The following is a 24,367-nucleotide window of genomic DNA, read 5'->3' as shown; positions in this document are numbered from 1 at the left end:
AAAATCGACAATAGTATGTATACATCCACATTTTTCATAAACAATTTGACGACAATTCCCATGTATGTAAAGCCTCCTCCTGGCAAGAATGGTAATAAGGAGAGGGGACGAGGGGATATGAAAAATAATTGGAAGAATGTTTTATTTGGAATAGCTATTTTTGTATGTATAGGTTTCGTTGTCGTAGCGATTGGGAATGAAAAAAATATCGCGCGTGCAGATGAAAGTGATAATAAAAAACAAGTTGTAACGAGTAATGAATTTGAAGAAATCGTAAATGTTTTTGAAAAAAATAAATTTTCCATGGATGAGTGGAAACTTTATGGCAGAAAATACGTCAAAACAATTAGTAACTTAGACGGATTTCAAACGTACGCAAATGAGTTAAAAATAAAGATGGACCAATTTACTTGGAATGAGTCGATAGAAGAGGACAGTTGGAGTCTAACAGGAACGTTTATTAATGAGTCGACGAAAGAAACTGAGACCATTCAATTCATAACAACCCACACAAAAACTAATCCAACCACGTATATACTTTTTGAGATGAAAGGGTCCGACTTTAGTTTTGAATCTCCTAAAAAAATCCAGCAACAATTCGACCAGAAATCTGCCAATATTTTTCAAGGCGAATATGAAAGTTTTGCTTGTATAGTAGGCACAGCAGGTGATAAGATTAACTTTGGTTTGCATGATCTGTCAAACAATTTGCTTACTGATTTTAATGCTTCAGAAGTGGAGTCATTAAAAGAGGATACATTTGTATCAATCTCTGCATATAATGGGAAGTGGGACCGAGTAATTCCTACACACCATGGACTGATAAACTTACAAATTGGACTTAGAAAAGAACGATTAGGCGAAAAGATTACAGTTGTAATCGGCACGCCAATTATAACGATTGAATATTAATATAGAGAACATAGGACGCGGAGGGGAAGACCTTGGATAAAATCATCGTCCGTGGCGGAAAAAGGCTTACGGGTACTGTGAAGGTAGAAGGTGCAAAAAATGCAGTACTGCCTGTTATCGCTGCAACATTATTAGCAAGTAAAGGTAAATGTGAAATTTTGGACGTTCCAGAGCTTTCTGACGTTTATACGATCAACGAAGTATTACGTTATTTAAATGCTGATGTAAGCTTTTCGAACAATCGTATTACGGTTGATGCTTCAAGAGAGCTTATGATGGAAGCACCGTTTGAATACGTTAGAAAAATGAGAGCATCCGTATTAGTGATGGGGTCTTTATTAGCTCGTGAAGGTCGAGCGAAAATTGCCCTACCAGGAGGATGTGCAATCGGTTCCAGGCCTATTGACCAACACTTAAAAGGTTTCGAAGCAATGGGAGCAAAAGTAAAAGTTGGTAATGGTTTTATTGATGCAGAAGTCGAAGGAAGATTAAAAGGTGCAAAAATCTATTTAGACTTCCCAAGTGTAGGAGCAACAGAAAACATTATGATGGCAGCTACATTAGCTGAAGGTACAACAATTATTGATAATGTAGCGAAAGAACCTGAAATTGTGGACTTAGCAAACTTCCTAAACGGAATGGGAGCGAAAGTTCGTGGTGCAGGAACTGGCACAATTCGTATTGAAGGTGTAAAAGAACTTCACGGTACAACTCATCATATTATTCCAGATCGAATTGAAGCTGGGACGTTTATGGTAGCAGCTGCCATTACTGGCGGTAACGTACTAGTACAAGGTGCAGTACCAGAACATTTATCATCTCTAGTTTCAAAAATGCAAGAAATGGGCGTAACAATTCAAGAAGAAGAAACTGGATTACGTATTATCGGTCCAGAGCGTTTAAAGCCTGTAGACATTAAAACGATGCCACATCCAGGATTTCCGACGGATATGCAATCGCAAATGATGGCATTATTACTTGCTGCTGATGGCACAAGTATGATTACAGAAACAGTTTTCGAAAACCGCTTCATGCATGTAGAAGAATTTAGACGCATGAACGGCAATATAAAAATAGATGGCCGCTCGGTAATTATCGATGGACCTTCTACTCTTCAAGGTGCTGAAGTTGCCGCAACTGACCTACGTGCAGGAGCTGCATTAATTTTAGCTGGATTAATTGCGGATGGTTATACACGTGTAACGGAACTAAAACATTTAGACCGTGGTTACGTAAACTTCCATCAAAAATTAGCAAGCCTTGGTGCAGACGTAGAACGTATTACGTTAGAAAGCGCACCAGCTGTTTCAGAAGTAGAAGTAAAAGAAGCATAAAATAGACACACAGGTTCAGATTCTTTTAATAGAGTCTGGACCTTTGTTTTTTTTATCGGGCCAACCATTTTATATGCGGTACTAGCTCCGGCGGCTAGGCACGGCTCAAACTTCACTTTTCCTCCGTACGATAAGTCATCATCGCCTCGAAGATCGCTCGCCGTGATTCCTTTATCTCCTGCGAAAAAGCTCCAGTTTGATTGGACCTAAGCGAGCTGCCTCCGCTTATATGCTTTCCTCTAGTTTATTTCTGATAATTTTCGCTCATACCTTCTATTGTTTTACATAATCATGACAATTATGTAACAAAAATAAAAAAAAGTTGTCATTTCTTTTTGTGAGACAAATCTTGTCATAATTGCTTGTCCAAGCCCATAAGAATGGAATATACAAGTATTTCATTTCAAACGGAGGCTCGACACATTTATGAAAAACATAAAACCAATTATCGTACTCTCATCTATCCTTTTTGTTATGATCCTACTAATTCCAGCTCTAGTAGTCGTACCGTTTGCAGACAAGGAAGGCGGAAAGCTAACCGAAAATGTACAAACGAAAGACATGGAACCGATTGATTTAAGCTCGCCTGTTGACGTTCCAGTATATCGAAGCCAAGCTGGAAACATCGAGGAAATTCCGCTAGAGGAATATATTGTAGGTGTGGTAGCGTCAGAAATGCCAGCAGATTTCGAGCTGGAGGCATTAAAAGCACAGGCATTGACGGCAAGAACGTATGTAGTGAGACAGATGCTCATAAATGACCCGAAAGGTGTTCCAGCAGGTGCAATCGTCTCTGATACCGTTCAACATCAAGTATACAAAAGTCCAGCACAATTAAAAGAACAATGGGACCCAGGAGACTATGAATGGAAAATGGAAAAAATCCAAAAGGCTGTTCAAGCAACTGCTGGCCAAATATTAACATATGAAAATGAACCGATCGATGCGAGCTTTTTTTCAACAAGCAATGGTTTTACAGAAAACTCGGAAGAATATTGGTCCAACAAATATCCATACTTACGTAGTGTAGAAAGTCCTTGGGATACAGAATCAAAAGAGTTTTTAGATCAAACGGTTGTAACGGTAGAACAATTTGAAAAACTCCTCGGTGTAAAGCTAGCAAATGACGGCTCTGTCGGTAATATCGTGTCAAGGACAACTGGTAACAGGGTGAAAACGGTCCAGATTAACGGCAAAGAGCTATCCGGCAGGGAAGTTCGTGAAGCGTTAAAACTCCGCTCTAGTGACTTTGCATGGGAGCGTAAGGGCGATCAAATTGTCATCCAAACAAAAGGCTATGGTCACGGAGTTGGAATGAGCCAGTACGGCGCTAACGGAATGGCGAAAGAAGGTCGTACTCATGACCAAATCGTTACGCATTATTACCGTGGTGTTGAAATAGCAAGCGCAGAACAATTTGTAACGAAACTAACGGCAAAACAATAAGAATAAATGGTGATCTTCGCAAAATACGAGGATCACCATTTTTGCGATTATAACCTTTTATAGGATGCTAATAAGTCTTCTACTAATATTCCATTAATTTTTAATCCAGTAAGCTCACAGTCATTAATTTCAACATTTGTAAGGTTACAGTTAGAAATACGGCTTCCTTCGAGTTCACAATGTTCAAACGTTAACGGTCGTTGTTTTGCTCCTGGAACAAAGTTTTCATGGCCCTCTGGAGGTAAGCCGATGTGATGAATGTATGCCCCACCTAATTGGGCGCCATTAATTTCTAAATCACTTAAGTTTGCATCCGTAATCGTCACCTTGCTTAAATTCACATCATGAAAAGTAGTTCCTTCAAGTGTAGCGCAAGTAATGTTCATACCTTCTGCAAAAACTTCAAAGAAAGAAGAACCTCCAATGTTTGCTTGCTTTGCCTCCAGTTGTTTCGCTTCATTTTGAATTTTTATTTTTTCCATCCCTTAACACCCCTCTATATAATAGGTAAAGAATACCTAGAATACCCTTCACCGTCATATTCGTATTTTTCGCAGATTGTATATTTACGGCCATCAGCTGAAAAAGAATAATCTTTATCCTCCAGGAAAGCCTGCATTTTCTCTCCCGCGGCATTGAACGGATTATCACTATTATCTACGGCTGCAACACATTGTTGAGGCGCTAACGTTGTTCGGAAGTACCATTCAGGTATTCCATCAAAAGAGGATACTTCTACACAGAGGATATATACATGAGTGTCCGGATTTTTTTGTGATGCACCTTGTGGCCAAATACCGTAATGAATAGTAGGACTAACAATATTGGGCAAATGTTTGGAAGCGGATAATAAAGATTCTTTTGCATTTTGATACTTGCTCGGCATCTCCTTCAAACTTACACACGGAATTCCGACTAATTTTAATTCATTATGTTCCACGACTTTTACTGACATACAAAAACCCCTTTCTATTTCCGACAGCTCCATTATACAAACAAACGTTCTTGTTGTAAATGGATTATGAATTATTTTTGTAACAATTTAGAACTTTCATAATAAAATAACAACACAAATCTCTCTTACTTGTTAACGAAAACAGTAGGAGGGGTTTATTTGTTTATTGATACTACTAGTACGGAGTGAATAGGCGGGGGAGTTGCGTTAATAAAAGCGGGAAGAGCGTCAATTATTGAATTCAGTAGGCGTGAAAGTCGGTTCGGTTGGCCGAAAAAGCATTGTGGTTGGCGTGAAAGAGAGTTCGGCTGGCCGAAAAAGTGTGGCAGTAGGCGTGAAAGTCAGTTCGGTTGGCCGAAAAAGCGATGCAGTTGGCGCGAAAGTGAATTCAGTTGGCCGAAAAAGCAATGCAGTTGGCGTGAAAGTGAATCCGGTTGGCCGAAATAGAGTCACAGCTGGCGTAAAAGCGAGTTCGGTTGGCCGAAAAAGTGTGTCGGTTGGCGTGAAAGTCAGTTCAGTTGGCCGAAAAAGTGTGGCAGTTGGCGTGAAAGTCAGTTCGGTTGGCCGAAAAAGCGATGCAGTTGGCGCGAAAGTGAATTCAGTTGGCCGAAAAAGCAATGCAGTTGGCGTGAAAGTGAATCCGGTTGGCCGAAAAAGCGATGCAGTTGGCGTAAAAGCGAGTTCGGTTGGCCGAATATGGGGCGCAGTAGGCGTGAAAGTCAGTTCGGTTGGCCGAAAAAGTGTGGCAGTTGGCGTGAAAGTCAGTTCAGTTGGCCGAAAAAGTGTGGCAGTTGGCGTAAAAGCGAGTTCGGTTGGCCGAAAAAGTGTGTCGGTTGGCGTGAAAGTCAGTTCAGTTGGCCGAAAAAGTGTGGCAGTTGGCGTGAAAGTCAGTTCGGTTGGCCGAAAAAGCGATGCAGTTGGCGCGAAAGTGAATTCAGTTGGCCGAAAAAGCAATGCAGTTGGCGTGAAAGTGAATCCGGTTGGCCGAAATAGAGTCACAGCTGGCGTAAAAGCGAGTTCGGTTGGCCGAAAAAGCGATGCAGTAGGCGTGAAAGTGAATCCGGTTGGCCGAAAAAGAGTCGCAGCTGGCGTAAAACCGAGTTAGTTAGGCTGGAAAAAACGTCACGGTTGGCACAAAAAAGAAGCGGTCTTTGTCCGAAATTTTGATTGGTCCCAAAGGTAGTTCCGAATTGGCAAGTGCGTCAATAAATCTTCCAAGTGCGTCAAAAAATGCGAGAAGAGCGTCAATAAAATTTCTAAGTGCGTCAAAAAATGCGAGAAGAGCGTCAATAAATCTTCCAAGTGCGTCAAAAAACGCGAGAAGAGCGTCAATAAATTTTCCAAGTGCATCAAAAAATTCGAGGAGTGCATCAATAAATCTTCCAAGTACTTCAATAACTCAACAGGTACATCGTATAGTGCATTAAATGACTAAAAAAATCTACCAGCTAGCAACATTAATATGAAAATATAAGTTTAAGTGAGTTTTAAGCGTACAGGAAACGGATGAAAGACTAGAACTCAGGCTCCGCGGATAACTGCAACGGACAACCCCTACAAACAAATCTAATACGAAAAAAATAAAAAACCTCCTAAATCTATGAATAATTCCATAAAAAGTAACGAATATTAACTATTTAAAAAATTTTTTTGATAGATATGTATATTATTCTCGGATTCTGTTCAGAATGATTGCTGAGGTGATGATAAATGAGAGAGGAAGAAAAGAAACGGACTTCTCTAAATTCGAAGTGGCAAAAGGTTATGAAAAAGCGTTGGGTATTCCCAGCAATCTATTTAGCAAGTGCAGCAATAATTTTAACGGCAGTACTAATGTTCCAAGCAGCAAATTCAACTGAACCAGATTTAGGAAATGATACGAACGGTCAAGGGGATATTTCACAAGGAGATCAACCAGCAGTAGAAGTTACTAGTCCAGTAGAAAACTTCTTATTTCCAGTAGTGGATGTTGACTCTACTGTTATTGAAAAACATTTCTGGGATCCTACAAGACCGGAAGATGAGCAAGAAAAATCTTTCGTATCCTATAATGGAATTTATCGTCCAAGCACAGGAATTGACATCGCATTAAAAGATGGAGAAACATTTGAAGTAGTCGCTGCATTAAGCGGTACAGTAACTCGTGCAGAATCAGATCCATTACTAGGATTTGTAGTGGAAATTGATCATGGCGATAACGTAAAAACGTTCTACCAATCTTTAAATGAACTATTTGTAGAAGTAGGCGATTCCGTTAAGCAAGGTGAATCCATTGCACAAGCTGGAACAAGCGTAATGAACAACGAATACACTCATGTTCATTTTGAAATTCGTAAAGATAGCATTGCTGTAAATCCAATTGATTTCTTCAATAAGCCATTAACTGCCTTATTAGAAGAGGAGAGTACTCAAGTAACAGCTCCTCCAGTGGATGAGGAAGAAGATGCGCCAGCAGACGAGGAAGAAGACACTCCTGCTGAAGATGAAGAAGAAGAGCAAGACGAGCCACAAGAATCTTCAAATTCTGATGAATAAAAAATAATTAATCGGGTAATACTATAAATAACCGATGTGACATTAACAACATAAAGTATTTTATGGAGAATGTCGACCAAGCAAAAATCTTTTCTAAGAGCTTTCTTAGGAAAGATTTTTTGTTTTGTATGAATTAATGTACTAATTTGTGTATTTTTGAATCTATTGTATATTTTTTACGTATAAACTAAACTAATAGTAGGTTTGTCTAACAATATTAAAAAAATGAGTGTGGTCTTATATGGGGAATCTATCATCTTTAAGAAAATCCCACAATCTATTTGCAACCTTCATAATAATCATCGGAGTGCTTCTATTTTTAATGCACTTTTCTTTTTCTATGCCGTTAACGAACGGGTTTCAATTGGGGTTACTTGTAATTACGATAATTTTATTAAATATTTTTATGATTTATTTACCACCAAAAGATAATAGATTATGTTTGGATACGACTGTGTATTTAAGCGTAATGTATTTATATGGAATTGAAATTACATTACAAATTTTATTAATAAGTACGATTCTCTACTACATTGTTCAACATAGTACCAATTGGATTACAGACGGAACCGAATGGTGGAAACATATAGTAAATTTTGGTATGTACAACTGGATAATAAATGGTGCGTATTATGCCTTTATTTATACCGGTGGAGAAATAGGATTATTCGGCTTAAATTATGCACATGCTTATATCATTTCTACAGCAGTTTATTATATCGTGAACATTTTTATTGTTACTTCTTATTTTGCTATGGCAAACGATACCAATATGTTTTCTATTGCAAAAAGCATTGCGGAAGATTCTTTTTTTCACTATTTAGCAACGCTGATTTTATCCTATATTTTACTTATTCTAATGGGAACGCACCCAATCTTCGGCCTACTAATTTTCATGATTATAAACGTACTAGTATCGATTGCATTTAAAAACTATTTTAAAATGTATGAACAAGCAAAAAAAGATAAAACGTATCGAGAACAAATTTTAGATTCGTTACCAGTCGGAATTATCACATCCGACGATACGTTAAATGAATTCTTTCTAAATTCAACAGCAAAAGAGCTTCTACAAATAGAGGAAAAGGACGTAAAGCCTCATTTATATAAAGATCAGGAATTTTGGAAAGTAATCTATTCTAGAGACTTGTGCCATAATAAAAATGTAAAACATAACGATCGATTATTTCTATTGTCACAATCCGAATTAAAAAATAAGAAAGAACAACTTATCGGTAGGATTATCCATTTTATTGATATGACAGAAATAGAGGAAATGCAAAGAAAAATAAACCAAACAGAGAAACTTGCACTATTAGGAGAAATGAGTGCAGGAGCGGCGCACGAAATTCGGAACCCATTAACCGTTATTTCAGGATTTTTAACGTTAATGAAACAAAGCTTTACGAAAGAAAATAACGAAAAGTATCAACTGCCTTTATTGCTTAAAGAGCTAGAGCGGATTAATACGATAGTAGAAGATATGCTCACGGTTGCACGACCAGCATCTCCACAACTTATGCGCATGTCGATTAAAGAAATATTAAATGAACTGCCCAAAAACCTATTACTTAACGATTCTATGCACGTTGCGATTCAGTTGGATGATACGAAACTACTAGTTGATCCGAAACAGATGAAGCAAGTTTTGTACAATTTAATACGAAACAGTGTGGAAGCGATGGATGGGCTCGGGAGACTTTCCATTTATTCAGTAAAAAAGGAACAAACATATGAAATATATATTAAAGATAGTGGAACAGGAATGGACGAAGCGACAGTAAAAACGGTATTCAATCCGTTTTTCACCTCCAAAGAAACTGGTACAGGGCTCGGCTTAACGATTGTACAAAGAATAATAGACGACCATCACGGAAAAATAGAAGTTTTTGAGACATCAGAAAATGGGACAACTTTCTTAATTACGTTACCTTTACAGGATTAGAACCTCTTTGACAGAGAGGTTCCTTTTTTCTTCCAAAAAAGTCGAAAAAACTCGAATGCTGTCAAACAAAGTTAAATATTGTAAAATCAAAACAAATAAATTAAAATGAGAGTAGTAGTAAAATGATAAGGACTTTCGTGGATAGAGTGTGATAGTGATGGGAATTCAAGCCCTTTTTAAAAAACCGAGTAATTTATATATAGCAAGCATTATAATGATAGGACTTGCTCTATTTATTACGCATTTTTCATTTAATATTGTTGTGCCTCATTGGAGTATTATCCTATTATCAATTTTTGCTGTTGCCCTATTAAATATTTATTTAATTTACATTCCTCCCCGTGATAACTCATTGTGTTTAGATGCTACCATCTATTTATCCACCCTTTTTTTCTATGGACTTGAAACGACACTTTTCATATTATTGCTAAGTATTGTGCCAAATTACTTTACTCATAAAGGGACGGAGTGGTGGAAGCATTTATTTAACTTTAGTCTCTATGTTAGTTTATATACGATTGCTTATTATATTTATAAAACCCTCGGTGGAGAAATTGGCGCATTATCACTAGAGTATGCGCACGCTTATATCGTTTCAACGGCTATTTATTTCGTTGTAAATATTGCCGTTATAGCATCTTATTTTGCTATTGCCAACTCAGTAAAAGTAACTACTATGGTTAAAAATCTAAGTGACGGATCGGTGACACACTATTTTGCGACACTAATATTATCTATTATTTTATTAATATTAATAGATCCTTTTCCTATTTTTGGCTTAGCCGTTTTTACTATTATAGTTGTAATCGTGTCAATTGCCTTTAAAAATTATTATAAAATGTTTGAACAAGTGAAAAAGGATAAAACATATCGTGAACAAATATTAAATTCTTTACCAGTAGGGATCATTACGTCAGATGATACGGTAAATGAATTTTTCCTAAACGTAACAGCGAAGGAAGTATTGAAGATTAATGAGAAGGAAGTTATTGGTCAGCTAAGATCAGATGAACAATTTTGGAAAATAATTCGCTCTAGAGAATTTTGCAAAAACCAAAAAGTTCTATACAAAAGTCAAGTTCTTTTATTTTCCCAATCTGAATTGAAAAATAAAAACGAACAGCTTATCGGGAGAATTATACATTTCATCGATATAACAGAAATTGAAGAGATGCAAAGAAAAATTCAACAAACAGAAAAACTCGCACTGTTAGGAGAAATGAGTGCAGGAGCGGCCCATGAAATTCGCAATCCGCTGACAGTCATTTCTGGATTTATAAAATTAATGAAACAAAGCTTTACTAAAGAACAAAATGAAAAATATCAGTTGGCACTATTACTAAAAGAGTTAGACCGAATTAACTCCATCGTGGATGATATGCTACTCATTGCAAGACCAACTACACAACATTTAATAAAAATGTCCATTATTGACATCATTAACGAAATCCCAAAATTGTTTAACAATAATAGTCGTTTAAAAGTTACTATTAACCTAGACGATACGAAGCTTTTCCTCGACCCAAAACAAATGAAACAAGTACTATACAATTTAGCAAGAAACAGCATGGAAGCGATGGGCGGTACGGGGGAACTTTCGGTTTATTCAGTAAAGAAGGAAAAAGAATATCAACTATTTATAAAAGACACCGGTATAGGGATGCCTGATGAAACGAAAAAGTTAGTTTTTAATCCATTTTTCACTTCAAAAGAAACCGGTACAGGTCTTGGCTTAACAATTGTGCAACGAATTGTAGATAACCATGGTGGTACAATTGAAGTGTACGATACGTCAGAAAAAGGAACAACGATCTTAATAACATTACCACTACCATCTTAAGTGAACCCATTATTGTTAGGGTTCTTTTTTATTTGCCTACCCTAAAAATGATAAATTGCTTTAAAATAGTAGAGAAAGTAAGTATAATAATAGATAATTTCGAAAATCGAAATATTAGGGGGATTGGGAAAAATGAAACAAGATTATTTATACCATCCATATCCATCGCAGCGAAATACAGTGTTCGCGAAAAATGGTATGGTCGCAACATCACAACCTTTAGCTGCACAAGCAGGATTACATATTTTAAAAAAAGGTGGAAATGCCATTGATGCAGCCATTGCAACAGCAGCCTGTTTAACAGTAGTGGAACCAACATCTAATGGGATTGGCGGAGATGCGTTTGCGCTTGTCTGGACAAAAGGGGAATTGCACGGATTAAATGCAAGCGGTCCAGCCCCTGCCTCTCTTTCCATCGATGCGGTGAAGGAACGAGGGTACACAGAAAAAATGCCAAAGCTCGGATTAATTCCTGTTACAGTACCAGGAGCACCAGCAGCGTGGGCGACACTTTCGAAACGATTTGGAAAATTACCATTAAGCGAAGTATTAGAGCCAGCTATCCAGTACGCAACAGAAGGCTACCCAGTATCACCGACGTTAGGAAAGTACTGGAAGGGAGCTTATCGAGCATACAAACAGCAAGGAACCTCAGAAGAATTTTCAGGTTGGTTCGAAACGTTTGCTCCAAAAGGTCGTCCACCAGAAATCGGCGAAATTTGGGCATCAGAAGGTCACGCAAATACGTTACGTGCAATTGGCGAAACGAATGGCGAAGCATTTTACCGTGGAGAATTAGCAGAAAAAATCGCAGCCTTTTCAAAGGAACATAACGGATTTATTTCGTATGAAGACTTAGCAAACTATGAACCTGAATGGGTAGACCCAATTCGTGTAGATTATAAAGGGTACGACGTTTGGGAAATTCCTCCGAACGGCCAAGGAATAGCAGCCCTAATGGCATTAAACATTTTAAACGATGATGTGTTTACTGATAGAGATACGGTAGAAACGTATCATAAACAAATAGAAGCGATGAAGCTTGCGTTTGAGGATACAAAAAAATACGTATCTGACCCGCGCACAATGAAATACAGTGCAGAGGAGCTTTTAAGCAAAAAATTCGCAACAGAGCGACGTGCTTTAATTGGAGAGGAGGCCATTACGCCTGAGCCTGGAACTCCGCCAAAAGGTGGTACGGTCTACTTAGCTACAGCTGACAGCGAAGGAAACATGGTATCTTTCATCCAAAGCAACTATATGGGCTTCGGCTCAGGAGTAGTCGTTCCCGGAACTGGCATTGCCTTACAAAACCGTGGACACGATTTTTCATTAGATCCTGAACACGAAAACGCATTAGCGCCAGGAAAGAAAACATATCATACAATCATTCCAGGCTTTTTAACGAAGGGTGATGAAGCAGTCGGACCTTTCGGTGTTATGGGCGGTTACATGCAGCCACAAGGTCACATGCAAGTAATTATGAACACAATTGACTTCCATTTGAATCCACAAGCAGCATTAGACGCACCTAGATGGCAATGGATGGAAGGGAAGAAAGTGATGGTCGAACCAACCTTCCCGACCCATCTCGCACAAGCGTTAGCGCGAAAAGGTCACCAAATCGAAGTCGCGTTAGACTCTGGCAGCTTCGGACGCGGTCAAATCATCTGGCGCAACCCGGAAACAGGCGTCCTAACAGGTGGAACGGAATCAAGAACTGATGGTGAAGTAGCGGGGTATTAATGTAGTAAGGGGACTGGCGTTGGTGAGTGGGGGATCGCAAATAAAGCTTGGTTATCGCAAATAAAAGCGTGTTAACGCAAATAAAAGTGGGTAATCGCAAATAAAAAGTAGTTGTCGCAAATAAAAGCGTGCTACCGCAAATAAAAGTGAATTACCGCAAATAAAATGCAATACCCACCCGCGATTAACCCCAACCCAACGCCGTTTAACGGAAATAAAATGAAACTAGATGAAGATCAATACTAATCTTGATCCATCTAAAAAGAAAGTAGGTTTCAGCATGAAGCAATGGCATATTTTTATCGCATTTTTTCGTTCTGGAATGCTAGGCTATGGCGGTGGTCCTTCAAGTATTCCGCTCGTACATAAGGAAGTAGTCGAGCGATTTAAATGGCTCACGGACGATGAATTTTCAGATGTACTTGCGCTTGGCAATACGTTACCTGGACCTATAAATACGAAAATGGCAGGTTATATCGGCTACCGAGTAGGTGGAGTGCTAGGTATGTTGAATGCGATCTTTGCATCCATTATGCCGACCATTCTATTAATGATAGTCATTTTAACGACCTTAACGCAATTTAAAGATAATCCAGTCATCCAAGGAATGACAAAAGCAGTTGTTCCTGTCGTAGGGGTGATGCTCGCAGTGCTAACTTGGGATTTTTTCAAGAACTCAAAAAAAGGTCTTGGCCTCCTACCTGCAATTATTTTAGTAGTAGCAAGTCTTCTACTTATTGAAATGTTAGGTTTGCACCCTGGTATTCTAATTGGAGTGCTACTAGCTGCGGCATTTTTTAAAAAAGATAAACAACCGGAAAAAGGAGGCGAATCAGCATGATCCTTTATTGGGAAATATTCCTCGCCTTCTTTATTCCAGGGATACTAGGGTATGGCGGTGGTCCTGCTTCTATCCCATTAGTTGAAAATGAAGTGGTTCATCGTTACGGTTGGTTAACGGTTCAAGAGTTTAGTGAAGTGCTTGCTCTCGGAAACGCTTTGCCAGGCCCAATTGCAACGAAAATGGCAGGTTACATTGGCTATGAAGTAGGCGGAGTACTTGGTGCGAGTATCGCTGTTTTCGCAACGGTTGCCCCGTCGTTACTACTAATGATCGGCCTCATGAGCTTACTTTATAAATTTAAAGATTCACCAAAAGTAAAAAGAATGACAAATTACGTACGCCCAACAATTGCCCTATTACTTGGCGTTATGGCGTACCGATTTTTTGCACAGTCGTACGAAGGAACTGGCCTCCTACAAACAATTATTTTAATCGTTGTTAGCTACTTACTTTTAGAAAAGTGGAAAGTACACCCTGCTTACGTGATAGTTGGAGCGCTAGTGTACGGAGCGCTAGTTCTTGCATAAGTAACAACGAAAGAAAGGAGTGACTACCTATGAAAAAACTACTACTAACTGGGTTCGTCCCGTTTCTTGATTTTCCAGTTAATCCAACAGAGGAAATCGTTAAAAAGCTCGATGGAGAAACAATTAACGGGTATCAAATCATAAGCAAAGTACTCCCGGTTGATTTTCAACAGTCGGAAAAAGAAATCATTCAACATTACGAAGAAATCAAACCAGATGCAGTAGTCTCACTCGGTTTGGCAGCTGGCCGCCAGCACATAACACCAGAGCGGATTGCGATTAACTGCAAGGACGGTGCGCCTGATAACAATGGTGTTATATGTGAGGATGAGCCTATTTCTAATGACGGACCAGCGGGGTTCTTTTCAACATTACCGATCCGTGCAATGGTGAACTCGTTAAAAGAACATGGGTACCCTGCGAAAATATCAAACACAGCGGGTACCTATCTTTGCAATAACGTAATGTATGCTGTTTTACAGAAAATAGAAAAGGAAAAAACGCCAATCCCTGCAGGCTTTATTCACATACCAGCTTCTCATGAGCTAGCGATTCAATTGAAAAATAGCGCGAGCTGGTCACAACGTGATTTAACTGAGGCGATCCGTATTTGTTTGACGACTTTATAATAAAAAAACAACGACAGCTGCCATTAATCGACAGCTGTCGTTATGTTACTAGTTGTACAATTAATTTAATCCAACCGAAAAAAGAAATCCAAAGTGGTACGCTTAACAATGTTCCCCAAATCATCCCGAGTGCTAGACCGTTTTTTTCTACCATCAAAACCCCTCCAAGGTTGTAACATAACTAGGATGGTATAGTCATAGGCAGTTCTTAATAGTTTTATACATGCTACTAATATTTATCTGAATTTTTCTATCAATAGAACAAGAAGATTGCTCAGCCTGTTAAGTAAATGCTCAACCTGTTAAGTAAATTCACAAACTTGTTAAGAAAAACGCCAAATCTGTTAAGTAAATTCACGAACCTGTTAAGAAAAAAGCTAAATCTGTTAAGTAAATCCACGAACCTGTTAAGAAAAACGCCAAATCTGTTAAGTAAATCCACGAACCTGTTAAGAAAAACGCCAAATCTGTTAAGTAATTCACCAATCTGTTAAGAAAAAATCGCAACCTGTTAAGAAAACCAACAAACCTATGAAGAAAAAGGCGAAAACAGCTAAGAAAATCCGCAAACCTGTTTAGAAAATCAAAAAACTTTTTAAAAAAATCGCAAACATATACTAAAGGAGGAACATATAATGACATATTCCATTATCGGTTATTGTGAAAAAGAGAAAGAGTGGGGAGTTGCTGTTCAATCGAAGTTTCTTGGCGTTGGGGCGGTAGTTCCATTTGCTCAAGCTGGAGTAGGAGCAATTGCCACTCAATCCTATGCGAATACTTCCTACGGACCGAACGGTTTGCAACTACTTTCAGAAGGAAAATCGGCACAAGAAGTCGTTAACTTACTAAAAGAAGCCGATTCAGAACGAGAGCTCCGTCAATTCGGTGTAATAGACGCAACCGGAAATGCTGCCACGTTTACTGGCGAAAAGTGTTATGACTGGGCAGGAGGAAAAACAGGCAAGCATTACGCGGCACAAGGTAACATCCTCGTCAGTGAAGCAACCGTACTAGCGATGGCGGAAACGTTTGAATCATCAAGCGGTACGTTAGCTGAACGTCTTTTAAAAGCATTAGCCGCTGGACAAGCTGCAGGTGGAGATAGTCGTGGACAACAATCAGCCGCACTACTCGTCGTAAAAGAAAAAGGGGGATACGGTGGCTTCAATGATCGGTACATTGACCTACGAGTGGACGACCATCCTCAGCCGATTGACGAACTTATTCGCATCTATGAACTGCAACAACTATATTTTGCACCAACAAAGAAGGAAAACATTTTAAAAATAGAAGGAGAAACAGAGGAAGAGCTTACGGCACACCTTGCACGGCTAGGTTATTTAAGTAAAAACAATACACTTCAAGAAGCACTCACAGCCTATTTACATACAGAGAATTTCGAAGGTCGTGAACTAGCACCAGGCTACATTGATCGAGAAGTCCTTATTTATATGGAAAAACAAGGGTAACGTAAAAAAGAAGGGGAAAACGATTCAATTTCTCCCTTCTTTTTTGCGTAAAAAACGATAGCCCTTCCTTCCTGTTATATAAAAGCGAAATGTAAAAAAGTGAGAATTGTCCTAGAATGACCCCCTTGACGTATGAATATATATACTGCATAATAAATTATTATTTGGAATAGTCTCAAAATTCTGTATTAAAACAGATAAGACGAGTAGAGGTTGAGGTGATGATTCACAAGCAAAAATTAAAACGCTTACATTCCTTTAAAATGAGGTGACACTCCATCATGATTATTTTAGTTTTTATGTTGCTCGTCGTTGGAGTTAGTATATTTTTAGCCATAAAAAAACAACGACCAGCTTTTTTATCCTTACCGGTTTTAGCTCTCATTACTTATGTCATCGTTGAAATTGCACTTGTACCAGCACCGTTTTTAGACACAGTTAAATTTATATTTAGCTTACAGTAAAAGTTTAAAGGAGGTCACGTATGAAAAAAATTGATAAAGCGGTAGCAGATGCGTACTTCAAGGAAAAAAATCGTTACATTGCGATTTACTTAATTATTTGGTTTGCTGTCTCTTACGGAATTGTCCTATTTGCAGAGTCACTTCAGTTTACGATGCCAGGATTAAACTTCCCGTTCCATTATTTTATGGGGGCACAAGGGTCGGTCCTCGTTTTCATCATTTTATTATTTGTTAATGCAAAAGTAAGTGACAAAATTGATGCGAAATACGGAATTGACGAAAAAGCGAATGAAGTATTAAGTGCAGGCAAAACGCTAGACCATTAAATTAGAAAAAAGAAACACGGTATTATAAGGGGGACGTACGGTTGGAGAATACACAGTTTCTCGTTTCACTAGGGTTAATTTTAGCGACATTTGCATTATATATCGGAATCGCGATTTACAATAAAGCGAGACAAACGTCCGATTTCTACGTGGCAGGGCGTGGAGTACCACCTGTTTTCAATGGAATGGCGATCGGAGCCGATTGGATGAGTGCAGCTTCATTCATTGGAATGGCTGGTACCGTCATGCTACTAGGCTACGACGGGCTTGCTTACATAATGGGTTGGACCGGGGGATACTTACTACTCACATTTCTATTAGCTCCCCAACTTCGTAAATACGGTCGTTACACCGTTCCTGAATTTATCGGTGACCGTTTTGATAGCCACACAGCGCGTGTTATCGCAGCAATTTGTACGATTATTATTTCATTCACCTACTCAGTAGGACAGCTTTCTGGTTCAGGAGTTGTTATTGGAAGACTACTAGAAGTGGATGCAAAAATCGGTGTAGTCATTGGTGTCGTGTTAATTTCTTTCTACGCAGCATTTGGTGGGATGAAAGGGATTACTTGGACGCAAGTTGCGCAATACGTTATCCTCATCACAGCATACATCATCCCAGTTATTTTCATGAGTTTACAAATAACGAATAATCCACTTCCTTGGTTATCATATGGCACAATCGTGCAAGAGCTTGGCGAAATAGACCGTCAGCTAGGGTTTACCGAATATTTCGCTCCGTTTGACACAGGGTCAAAATGGCAGTTCATGGCCCTTATGTTTACGCTCATGGCCGGAACAGCAGGATTACCTCACGTTATCGTTCGATTTTACACAGTTTCAACGATGAAAGCAGCTCGCTGGTCGGGTGCGTGGGCACTACTTTTCATTGGATTACTTTACCTTACAGCACCAGCATACGCAGCATTCTCTCGTTTTATTTTAATGAAAAACGTTGTTGACCAACCAATTAACAATTTACCAGCGTGGACAGAATCGTGGATTAAAACAGACAAATTAAAAATTGCCGACACGAATGGAGATGGAATTCTCCAATGGAATGAGCTGATGATTTCAAACGATATCGTCGTAATGGCAACACCTGAGATTGCTAATTTAGGAGTTTTCATTATCGGTTTAGTCGCTGCAGGTGCAATGGCAGCAGCATTATCAACGGCAGGTGGATTAATGATTGCCATTTCTTCCTCGTTTGCTCATGACATTTACTATCGCGTGTTAAGACCGAATGCAACAGATCAAAACCGTTTACTCGTAGGACGAATTACAATCGTTACAGCAACAGTTTTAGCAGGGGTTATTGCGTTAAACCCACCAGGTGCGATTACGCAAATTGTCGCTTGGGCATTCGCGCTCGCATCAGGAACATTTTTCCCAGCACTCCTACTCGGTGTTTGGTGGAAACGTGCTAATGCACAAGGTGTTATTGCCGGAATGCTCGTTGGGCTCACGGTAACCATTTCCTATTTAGTCGCAGCCAAATATTATGGCTTTACTATATTTGGCATTATCGATACAGGTGCCGGGGTGTTCGGAGCAGCCTCCGCAATCATCGCCATTATCGTCGTAAGTTTAAGCACAAAAGCACCATCACAAAAATTACAAGAAGAAGTAGTCGACTTGCGTTATCCAGAACAGATGACATACAAAGATGGAGACGTTTGGATCGACAAATAAGTAGGATAGAGGGACGCTTGTAAAAAGTGCGTTCCTCTTTACACGTTTTTAGTTTTTTAAAAAAATATGTCAACTTCCCTCCTACTAAAAAATAAACTGAAGAAAGGAGGTGAAGAAGTATGGGGGTATTGGCACGAAATACAGAAGGATATCAACTGTTAGCTATTAAAAAAATTAGAGAGAGAGATTTAGAGAGGTATCGACCACTAAAGGGAGCGTTTTTTGTCATCAAGCAAGAAAAGAAATTTGTACTTAAATGGGATAAAAATCGACTATCGTGGCGACTGCTTTATACTTCTGTTTTACCCGAAGAATTAACAACTATCCAATGGAACGAAAATGTCTTAATACCAGTACAGCAGACAGCCTTTTCTAATTTGATGATGATTAAAACGCCAAAAGGAGAAGTACGGCATTATCCAGTGTATACAGCAGAACTAGCGAATGAGTTTGTTTACCATGACGCCTCCTTTATCCTCTGGGATGGAGTGCAAGATATCGGTTACATCGATTCCATTCATCATAAATTACTAGAACATTATATTAATCTTTCTAACAATTAAAAAGGGGTCAAACACGTTGATCGATCATTTTTTATGGGACCATCTATCTGATGAAGAAAAAAATAAAGTATTTATTCAATGTACACAACAAACATTTGAACATGGTCAAATTATTCATCCTGCTAACGAAGTACGAAAAGGGCTTCATTTAATAATAGCAGGAACAGCAGAAGTGTATATTCCAGGTCTGACAGCTACGGAGGATGAGGTGCTTGAAATGGTGAAAGAAGGAGAATTCCTAGGCCTTTCCCAATTTTACGCATTTTTGTCCCCAACAGTCGACCTGGAGCCTTCTACTTTAGAAGTACGAGCAATAGATGACGTAGAAACGTTGTACATTCCTTTTTCACTTTTGGACAAGCTGATCACACAACCGTCTATTCGCGAAAAAATGCTCCAGGAAGTGTCGCTTCGTTTATATGACGTGTACCAATCACTAGCCCTCCAAGTAAAGCATAACCGTAAAAGAGCGGAAAGAAGTACAATCATTCAAACGATTGGTGATGTGATGGATGAAACACCACTGATTTTACCAAGAGACGTAACAATTCAAAAAGCCGTACAAGAGCTTCGTGCAAATCGGAGAACGGCAGTGCTAGTAGTGGAGCAAGATCAATTAAAAGGAATTGTCACCGAGCAAGACTTTATTGAGCGCGTACTTGCAAGTGGGGAATCAACAGAGCGCCCAATTTCTTCCATTATGACAAATAACCTTCTCACGATAACCCCCCATCATTATACGTACGAAGCTTTAACGATTATAATTGCTCACGGAGTCAAACATTTACCCGTCGTGCATAACGGAAAAGTAGTAGGTATTGTTCACCTTTCCCATGTTATTCAAAAAGAACAGCTTTTCCACGTTAATGAACTGTTAAGCAATGTGAAAGAAGAACAACTACCAAAGATGAAGCATCACTTATATGAAGTGTTAAAAACGTTAGTGCAACAAAACGTGCCAACGTCAACGTTATTACAAGTAATGAACGGATTGTACGACCAACTGCTAGAGCAGTGTTTAAAAATAGTAGAAGAGAAAATCGGACATGCACCATCTCCATACGTTTTTTATTGTATGGGAAGCGCCGGTCGGAGGGAGCAATTTTTATTAACAGACCAAGATCATTTTCTCGTATATGAAGACGAGGAGGATTATGAATATTTCGCTACATTTGGTGAAAAAATCGTGGAATTGCTAGTGAGTGCAGGATACAAACGTTGTCGTGGTAACATGATGGCGAGCAATGAACAGTGGCGAGGCTCTTTAGATGCGTGGCAAAGTCGATTACGTGATTGGGTACTGCACGCAACGAATGACCGCCTCTTGCTAGCTCAAAACTTCTTTTCTTATCGATATATAACAGGTGACAAGCAAATTCACGACCGGTTCATTACGATTGTTGAGCAAGGGTTAGACAGAGCAAAAATATTTTTATACCGTCTATCCCAGCATGAACGAGAGCATCCAGTTCCAACACTTGAACAACCAATTCGAGCGATTTTTAACATGCACAGAAAAGAAATTGATATTAAAAAACAACTCCTTTTTCCGTTCCATCATAGTTTACAAATTCTATCCTTAATGCATAACATCGTTTACGGAACACCGACGGAAAAGTTGAAAGCTCTTTACGAAAAAAAGGTCATATCAGAAAACTTTTATAAAGACTTACGTGCAAGCATGGAAGCTGTTTTAAGCTATTATGTAAAAAAACGAGTGGATGAGTATAGCGCTGGGAAGGAGCTAACAACCACACTGGAGTTAAGGTCGTTAACAACTCGTGAAAAGGAAGAATGGATGTTAAATATTCGTTTAATTAAAGAGCTGCAAACGTACATGTTGTCATATTACTAGGAGGTAAACGATGTTACTACGAAAATATTTCCCAAGCAATCTTGTCGAAAACACACCATTATCTACTCCAATCGACAAGCTCGAATTTACTGTTTTTGATACAGAAACGACAGGATTTGATATTTCGAAAAGTGACCGTCTTATTGAAATTGGCGCAGTAAAAGTGAAAGGAATGCAAGTAATAGAAGAATCTACATTCCAAACGTACGTGAACCCATATCGACAAATTTCTCGGGAAATAACAGAGCTAACAGGGATTTCCGACAGTGAAGTTTTACGTGCACCAGACTCCTTACAGGCTATTGAAGCTTTTCTTGAACTAGGAAACGAATCTTCCGTATGCTTCGTCGGCCATTACATCGCATTCGATTTATACACGATTAAATATGAACTAAAGCGCCATAAGCTCCACTGGAAAATGCCACCTGCAATTGATACACTTAATTTAATTGGATATATCGCACCTTCTTACGACATGCGCGACCTGGAAAAATACGCTCGCGAGTTCGGAACGCGAATATATAGGCGTCACTCTGCCATCGGCGACGCCCTCATGACCGCCTATCTGTTCACTGAATTACTACAACGTTGCCACGACCGCGGCTGTCGAACGTGGGGTGAGCTATTAAGAATCGGGGAAATAGATAGATAGAAAGAGGAGGAGTAGATTGAATAAATCCGGCTTGCTTTCGATTTTACTGTTCGTTGTTAGTGTTATTTTCTTTTTTATGTTTAGAGGCCCAAACGCCAATATGGAATTGGGAATAACCGTATTCGGAGTGCTATCGATACTAGGAATTATTTTTGCCTTTTTATCAAAAAAGTTAATGTATCTTCTAACAGGAATCATTTTAAACGGTGCGGTTCTAGCTTTTGCAGCACTTTTACTATTAGCATGGGGAATAGGAGAAAGCTGAAATTCTCCCTTTTACCCGTGCTCTAATTTTTTCATCATTACAATATGCGGCCCAATCGGTGGGTAATCAAAAACATCTCCATGTGCATGAAAGCCTAACCGAACGTAATATTCTTCAACGGACGTTCTCCCTTTACACCATAAAAGGTCAACGCCTTGCTGCTTTAATTTGTTCTCTGCATATGTAACGACAGCACGCCCCGCGCCAAGCTTACGGTATTCTGGCACAGTTGCCATCGCTCGTAACCGGTATGGTAAAGCAGCTGTGACATCTGGAAGCTCTTCCGGATAAAACGAAGCAACCGTAACAAGTTTCCCATCATAAAACGCCCCAACATGAAACACTCCCTCATCTTGATCCGTATCATATATACAATCCTCAAACCGTTGATGTGGCCGCAAAATAGAATGACGAAGAGGATATGTTTCCTCAGCCTTCACTTCTTTCACTTCTAACATTTTTCTCCCTCCAAACAAAAATATGTTAATAATAATATTCTTCTACTCTTCCTTTATTCCTCCTAAACGGAAGGAATGTGACAAGTTTTGTGGAACTTATTGTAAGGAGAAATGGAGTGGTAGCAAATGAAAGCACAATTAGAAAAAGCAATCAGATTAAGAAAGAACGGAAAATATAAAGAATCAAATGAACTCTTAATGAAGTTGATAGAAGTTGATCCAGAAGGCGCAACGCTAAACTACCAGTGTGCCTGGAGCTTCGATTTGTTAGGAGAAGAAGCAAAGGCAGTCCCTTTTTATGAACGAGCAATTAGCCTAGGTCTTCCATCCGCTGACCTAGAAGGAGCACTACTCGGATTAGGCAGCACCTACCGCACCCTCGGACAATACGAAAAGTCAAAAGAAGTATTCCAAAGGGCGATGGAATTATACCCAGAGAACAGGGCCATTCGAGTATTCTATTCTATGACGCTATACAACTTAAACGAGCACAGCGACGCAATGGAAACTCTACTAAAATGCTTAATCGAAACAACAACAGATGAGGAAATATTAAATTACAAAAAGGCCATTACCTTTTACGCTGATAAGTTGGATCAAGTTTGGAAGTAGCGTAGGTGTGGGGTGCGGGGAGAGTTTGACTTCTGTGTTTGCAAGCTGTGTCAATTATTTTTTTAAGTGCGTCAAAAAACTCCCGGATAGCTCCAAAAATTTCGCTGATTGGCCGAAAAAGTGTGATGTTGGCGCAAAAGGGAAGTCGGTTGGCGCAAAAGCGGTGTCAGTTGGCGCAAAAGCGGAGTCAGTTGGCGCAAAAGGGAAGTCGGTTGGCGCAAAAGCGGTGTCAGTTGGCGCAAAAGCGGTGTCAGTTGGCGCAAAAGCGAAGTCAGTTGGCGCAAAAGGGAAGTCGGTTGGCGCAAAAGCGGTGTCAGTTGGCGCAAAAGCGGTGTCAGTTGGCGCAAAAGGGAAGTCAGTTGGCGCAAAAGCGGTGTCAGTTGGCGCAAAAGGGAAGTCGGTTGGCGCAAAAGCGGTGTCAGTTGGCGCAAAAGGGAAGTCAGTTGGAACAAAAGGGAAGTCAGTTGGCGCAAAAGCGGTGTCGGTTGACGCAAAAGGGAAGTCAGTTGGCACAAAAGCGGTGTCAGTTGGCGCAAAAGGAAGTTCGAATGCACAAAAGAATGCAGGACTTTGCATAAAAAGTATCCTGGTTGGCACAAACATGCACCCCACCTCGCAGTCTTGCTTTAAATGCAGCTCAAATGGAAGACTAAGTGCATCAATCAACCACCCGAACCAAGCATTCAGCACGAAAAACAACATTCAATTTAAAGAGGAGGAACCCAAACCACCATGAACACCCCATTCGATAGCGTTACCGACTTTATTTTCGTTGAAACAGAAATTTCCCCTGCCGATGTGATCGTCATTCCGGGCTCTGACCATCCACCATTAATGGAAAAAGCGGTGTCCCTGTTCCAAGCAGGATTTGCTCCATACATCTTACCGTCTGGGGGCAGTCAACCACATATGAACAGAACAGAATGGGAGTATTTAAGAGACATAGCTTTGAAGAGTGGAGTCCCGCCGGAAGCGATACTAAAGGAAGATCAAGCACGCCACACGTTGGAAAACGCGCAATTTTCATTAGATGTTTTAAAGAAACAACATATAGAACGACACAAAGTCATTATCGTATGTAAAGCATGCCACTCCCGTCGCACTCTATTAACTTACCAATCCGTATTCCCACTTGAAACAGAGTTTTACGTTGCTCCCGTTGTGGACAGATACGACATTACGAAAGAAAACTGGTTTCAATCGGAAATAGGAATAAAGCGCACGATGGCGGAGGTGGAAAGAATCGGGAAATACTTTAGCGTTCTATTCCCGATTGAAGCTAGAAAGTAGGAG

Annotated in this window: 25 protein-coding genes; 22 read left to right on the top strand and 3 right to left on the bottom strand. The window is 39.5% G+C overall.

Translation table 11 applies throughout. The features are described from left to right. Positions 1-117 precede the first annotated feature (117 nt). From O1A01_RS24145 to spoIID, 3 genes are all read left to right on the top strand, one after another. Positions 118-912 carry a YwmB family TATA-box binding protein gene (locus O1A01_RS24145; protein WP_066420512.1) on the top strand — a complete coding sequence of 265 codons (795 nt, stop codon included), beginning with the start codon at positions 118-120 and terminating at the stop codon, positions 910-912. Positions 913-944: 32 nt separating this feature from the next. Beyond that, entirely contained in the window at positions 945-2,246 is a 1,302-nt protein-coding gene (gene murA, locus O1A01_RS24140) for a UDP-N-acetylglucosamine 1-carboxyvinyltransferase (protein ID WP_066420513.1), read from the top strand. 426 nt (positions 2,247-2,672) lie between these two features. After that, the gene (spoIID, locus tag O1A01_RS24135) at positions 2,673-3,692 is read left to right on the top strand and encodes a stage II sporulation protein D (protein WP_270065239.1); all 1,020 of its coding nucleotides are present in this window, start codon (positions 2,673-2,675) and stop codon (positions 3,690-3,692) included. A 47-nt stretch (positions 3,693-3,739) separates the two neighbouring features. On the opposite strand, the gene O1A01_RS24130 is transcribed toward spoIID, so the two are convergent. Next, positions 3,740-4,174, bottom strand: coding sequence for a pentapeptide repeat-containing protein (locus tag O1A01_RS24130; protein WP_270065238.1), 435 nt, complete (start codon positions 4,172-4,174; stop codon positions 3,740-3,742). Positions 4,175-4,188: 14 nt separating this feature from the next. Then, entirely contained in the window at positions 4,189-4,647 is a 459-nt protein-coding gene (locus tag O1A01_RS24125) for an AraC family transcriptional regulator (RefSeq protein WP_270065237.1), read from the bottom strand. A gap of 235 nt (positions 4,648-4,882) precedes the next feature. On the opposite strand from O1A01_RS24125, the gene O1A01_RS24120 reads away from it, so the two are divergent. The 16 genes from O1A01_RS24120 to O1A01_RS24045 all read left to right on the top strand — a co-directional run bounded on the left by O1A01_RS24120 (position 4,883) and on the right by O1A01_RS24045 (position 22,004). Continuing rightward, the gene (locus O1A01_RS24120) at positions 4,883-5,752 is read left to right on the top strand and encodes a hypothetical protein (RefSeq protein ID WP_270065236.1); all 870 of its coding nucleotides are present in this window, start codon (positions 4,883-4,885) and stop codon (positions 5,750-5,752) included. A 659-nt stretch (positions 5,753-6,411) separates the two neighbouring features. Next, complete coding sequence (locus O1A01_RS24115) at positions 6,412-7,182, top strand: stage II sporulation protein SpoIIQ (protein ID WP_235858330.1); 771 nt, start codon at positions 6,412-6,414, stop codon at positions 7,180-7,182. 241 nt (positions 7,183-7,423) lie between these two features. Continuing rightward, positions 7,424-9,127, top strand: coding sequence for a two-component system sensor histidine kinase NtrB (locus tag O1A01_RS24110; RefSeq protein WP_270065235.1), 1,704 nt, complete (start codon positions 7,424-7,426; stop codon positions 9,125-9,127). A 157-nt stretch (positions 9,128-9,284) separates the two neighbouring features. Then, entirely contained in the window at positions 9,285-10,967 is a 1,683-nt protein-coding gene (locus O1A01_RS24105) for a two-component system sensor histidine kinase NtrB (RefSeq protein ID WP_270066464.1), read from the top strand. Between the two features lie 132 nt (positions 10,968-11,099). Further along, complete coding sequence (locus O1A01_RS24100; RefSeq protein ID WP_270065234.1) at positions 11,100-12,713, top strand: gamma-glutamyltransferase family protein; 1,614 nt, start codon at positions 11,100-11,102, stop codon at positions 12,711-12,713. Between the two features lie 280 nt (positions 12,714-12,993). Beyond that, positions 12,994-13,554: a chromate transporter gene (locus O1A01_RS24095; protein ID WP_066421188.1), complete on the top strand. Its 561-nt coding sequence runs from the start codon at positions 12,994-12,996 to the stop codon at positions 13,552-13,554. Continuing rightward, entirely contained in the window at positions 13,554-14,084 is a 531-nt protein-coding gene (locus O1A01_RS24090; RefSeq protein WP_066421216.1) for a chromate transporter, read from the top strand. The genes O1A01_RS24095 and O1A01_RS24090 overlap by 1 nt, the downstream gene beginning before the upstream one ends. Before the next feature lie 29 nt (positions 14,085-14,113). After that, positions 14,114-14,713, top strand: a complete 600-nt coding sequence (gene pcp, locus O1A01_RS24085) for a pyroglutamyl-peptidase I (RefSeq protein WP_270065233.1) — start codon at positions 14,114-14,116, stop codon at positions 14,711-14,713. Between the two features lie 635 nt (positions 14,714-15,348). After that, on the top strand, positions 15,349-16,182 hold the full coding sequence (locus O1A01_RS24080) for a DUF1028 domain-containing protein (RefSeq protein WP_270065232.1): 834 nt from the start codon (positions 15,349-15,351) through the stop codon (positions 16,180-16,182). Positions 16,183-16,463: 281 nt separating this feature from the next. Then, positions 16,464-16,646: a hypothetical protein gene (locus O1A01_RS24075; RefSeq protein ID WP_066421198.1), complete on the top strand. Its 183-nt coding sequence runs from the start codon at positions 16,464-16,466 to the stop codon at positions 16,644-16,646. A gap of 20 nt (positions 16,647-16,666) precedes the next feature. Further along, the gene (locus O1A01_RS24070) at positions 16,667-16,972 is read left to right on the top strand and encodes a DUF4212 domain-containing protein (protein WP_066421203.1); all 306 of its coding nucleotides are present in this window, start codon (positions 16,667-16,669) and stop codon (positions 16,970-16,972) included. 41 nt (positions 16,973-17,013) lie between these two features. Next, positions 17,014-18,669: a sodium:solute symporter family protein gene (locus O1A01_RS24065; protein WP_066421206.1), complete on the top strand. Its 1,656-nt coding sequence runs from the start codon at positions 17,014-17,016 to the stop codon at positions 18,667-18,669. Between the two features lie 119 nt (positions 18,670-18,788). Next, on the top strand, positions 18,789-19,232 hold the full coding sequence (locus tag O1A01_RS24060) for a hypothetical protein (RefSeq protein WP_066421207.1): 444 nt from the start codon (positions 18,789-18,791) through the stop codon (positions 19,230-19,232). Between the two features lie 16 nt (positions 19,233-19,248). Beyond that, positions 19,249-21,087, top strand: coding sequence for a DUF294 nucleotidyltransferase-like domain-containing protein (locus tag O1A01_RS24055; RefSeq protein ID WP_270065231.1), 1,839 nt, complete (start codon positions 19,249-19,251; stop codon positions 21,085-21,087). Between the two features lie 10 nt (positions 21,088-21,097). Continuing rightward, a complete protein-coding gene (locus O1A01_RS24050; protein WP_066421209.1) occupies positions 21,098-21,739 on the top strand; it encodes a 3'-5' exonuclease in 642 nt (213 codons plus the stop codon). 16 nt (positions 21,740-21,755) lie between these two features. Then, on the top strand, positions 21,756-22,004 hold the full coding sequence (locus tag O1A01_RS24045; protein ID WP_443081792.1) for a hypothetical protein: 249 nt from the start codon (positions 21,756-21,758) through the stop codon (positions 22,002-22,004). A gap of 11 nt (positions 22,005-22,015) precedes the next feature. On the opposite strand, the gene O1A01_RS24040 is transcribed toward O1A01_RS24045, so the two are convergent. Continuing rightward, positions 22,016-22,462, bottom strand: coding sequence for a GNAT family N-acetyltransferase (locus O1A01_RS24040; protein ID WP_270065230.1), 447 nt, complete (start codon positions 22,460-22,462; stop codon positions 22,016-22,018). 126 nt (positions 22,463-22,588) lie between these two features. Here O1A01_RS24040 and O1A01_RS24035 point away from each other — a divergent pair, with 126 nt between their 5' ends. The 3 genes from O1A01_RS24035 to O1A01_RS24025 are packed head-to-tail and all read left to right on the top strand — an operon-like array spanning position 22,589 to position 24,364. Then, positions 22,589-23,074, top strand: a complete 486-nt coding sequence (locus O1A01_RS24035) for a tetratricopeptide repeat protein (RefSeq protein ID WP_066421214.1) — start codon at positions 22,589-22,591, stop codon at positions 23,072-23,074. Positions 23,075-23,108: 34 nt separating this feature from the next. Continuing rightward, complete coding sequence (locus tag O1A01_RS24030; protein ID WP_270065229.1) at positions 23,109-23,810, top strand: ribosomal eL19 family protein; 702 nt, start codon at positions 23,109-23,111, stop codon at positions 23,808-23,810. After that, the gene (locus tag O1A01_RS24025) at positions 23,807-24,364 is read left to right on the top strand and encodes a YdcF family protein (RefSeq protein ID WP_270065228.1); all 558 of its coding nucleotides are present in this window, start codon (positions 23,807-23,809) and stop codon (positions 24,362-24,364) included. The genes O1A01_RS24030 and O1A01_RS24025 overlap by 4 nt, the downstream gene beginning before the upstream one ends. Positions 24,365-24,367 lie beyond the last annotated feature (3 nt).

Source organism: Sutcliffiella sp. NC1 (assembly GCF_027594365.1).
In the GTDB taxonomy this organism is placed as follows: domain Bacteria; phylum Bacillota; class Bacilli; order Bacillales; family Bacillaceae_I; genus Sutcliffiella; species Sutcliffiella cohnii.
This window is presented reverse-complemented; position numbering and strand designations above follow the sequence as displayed.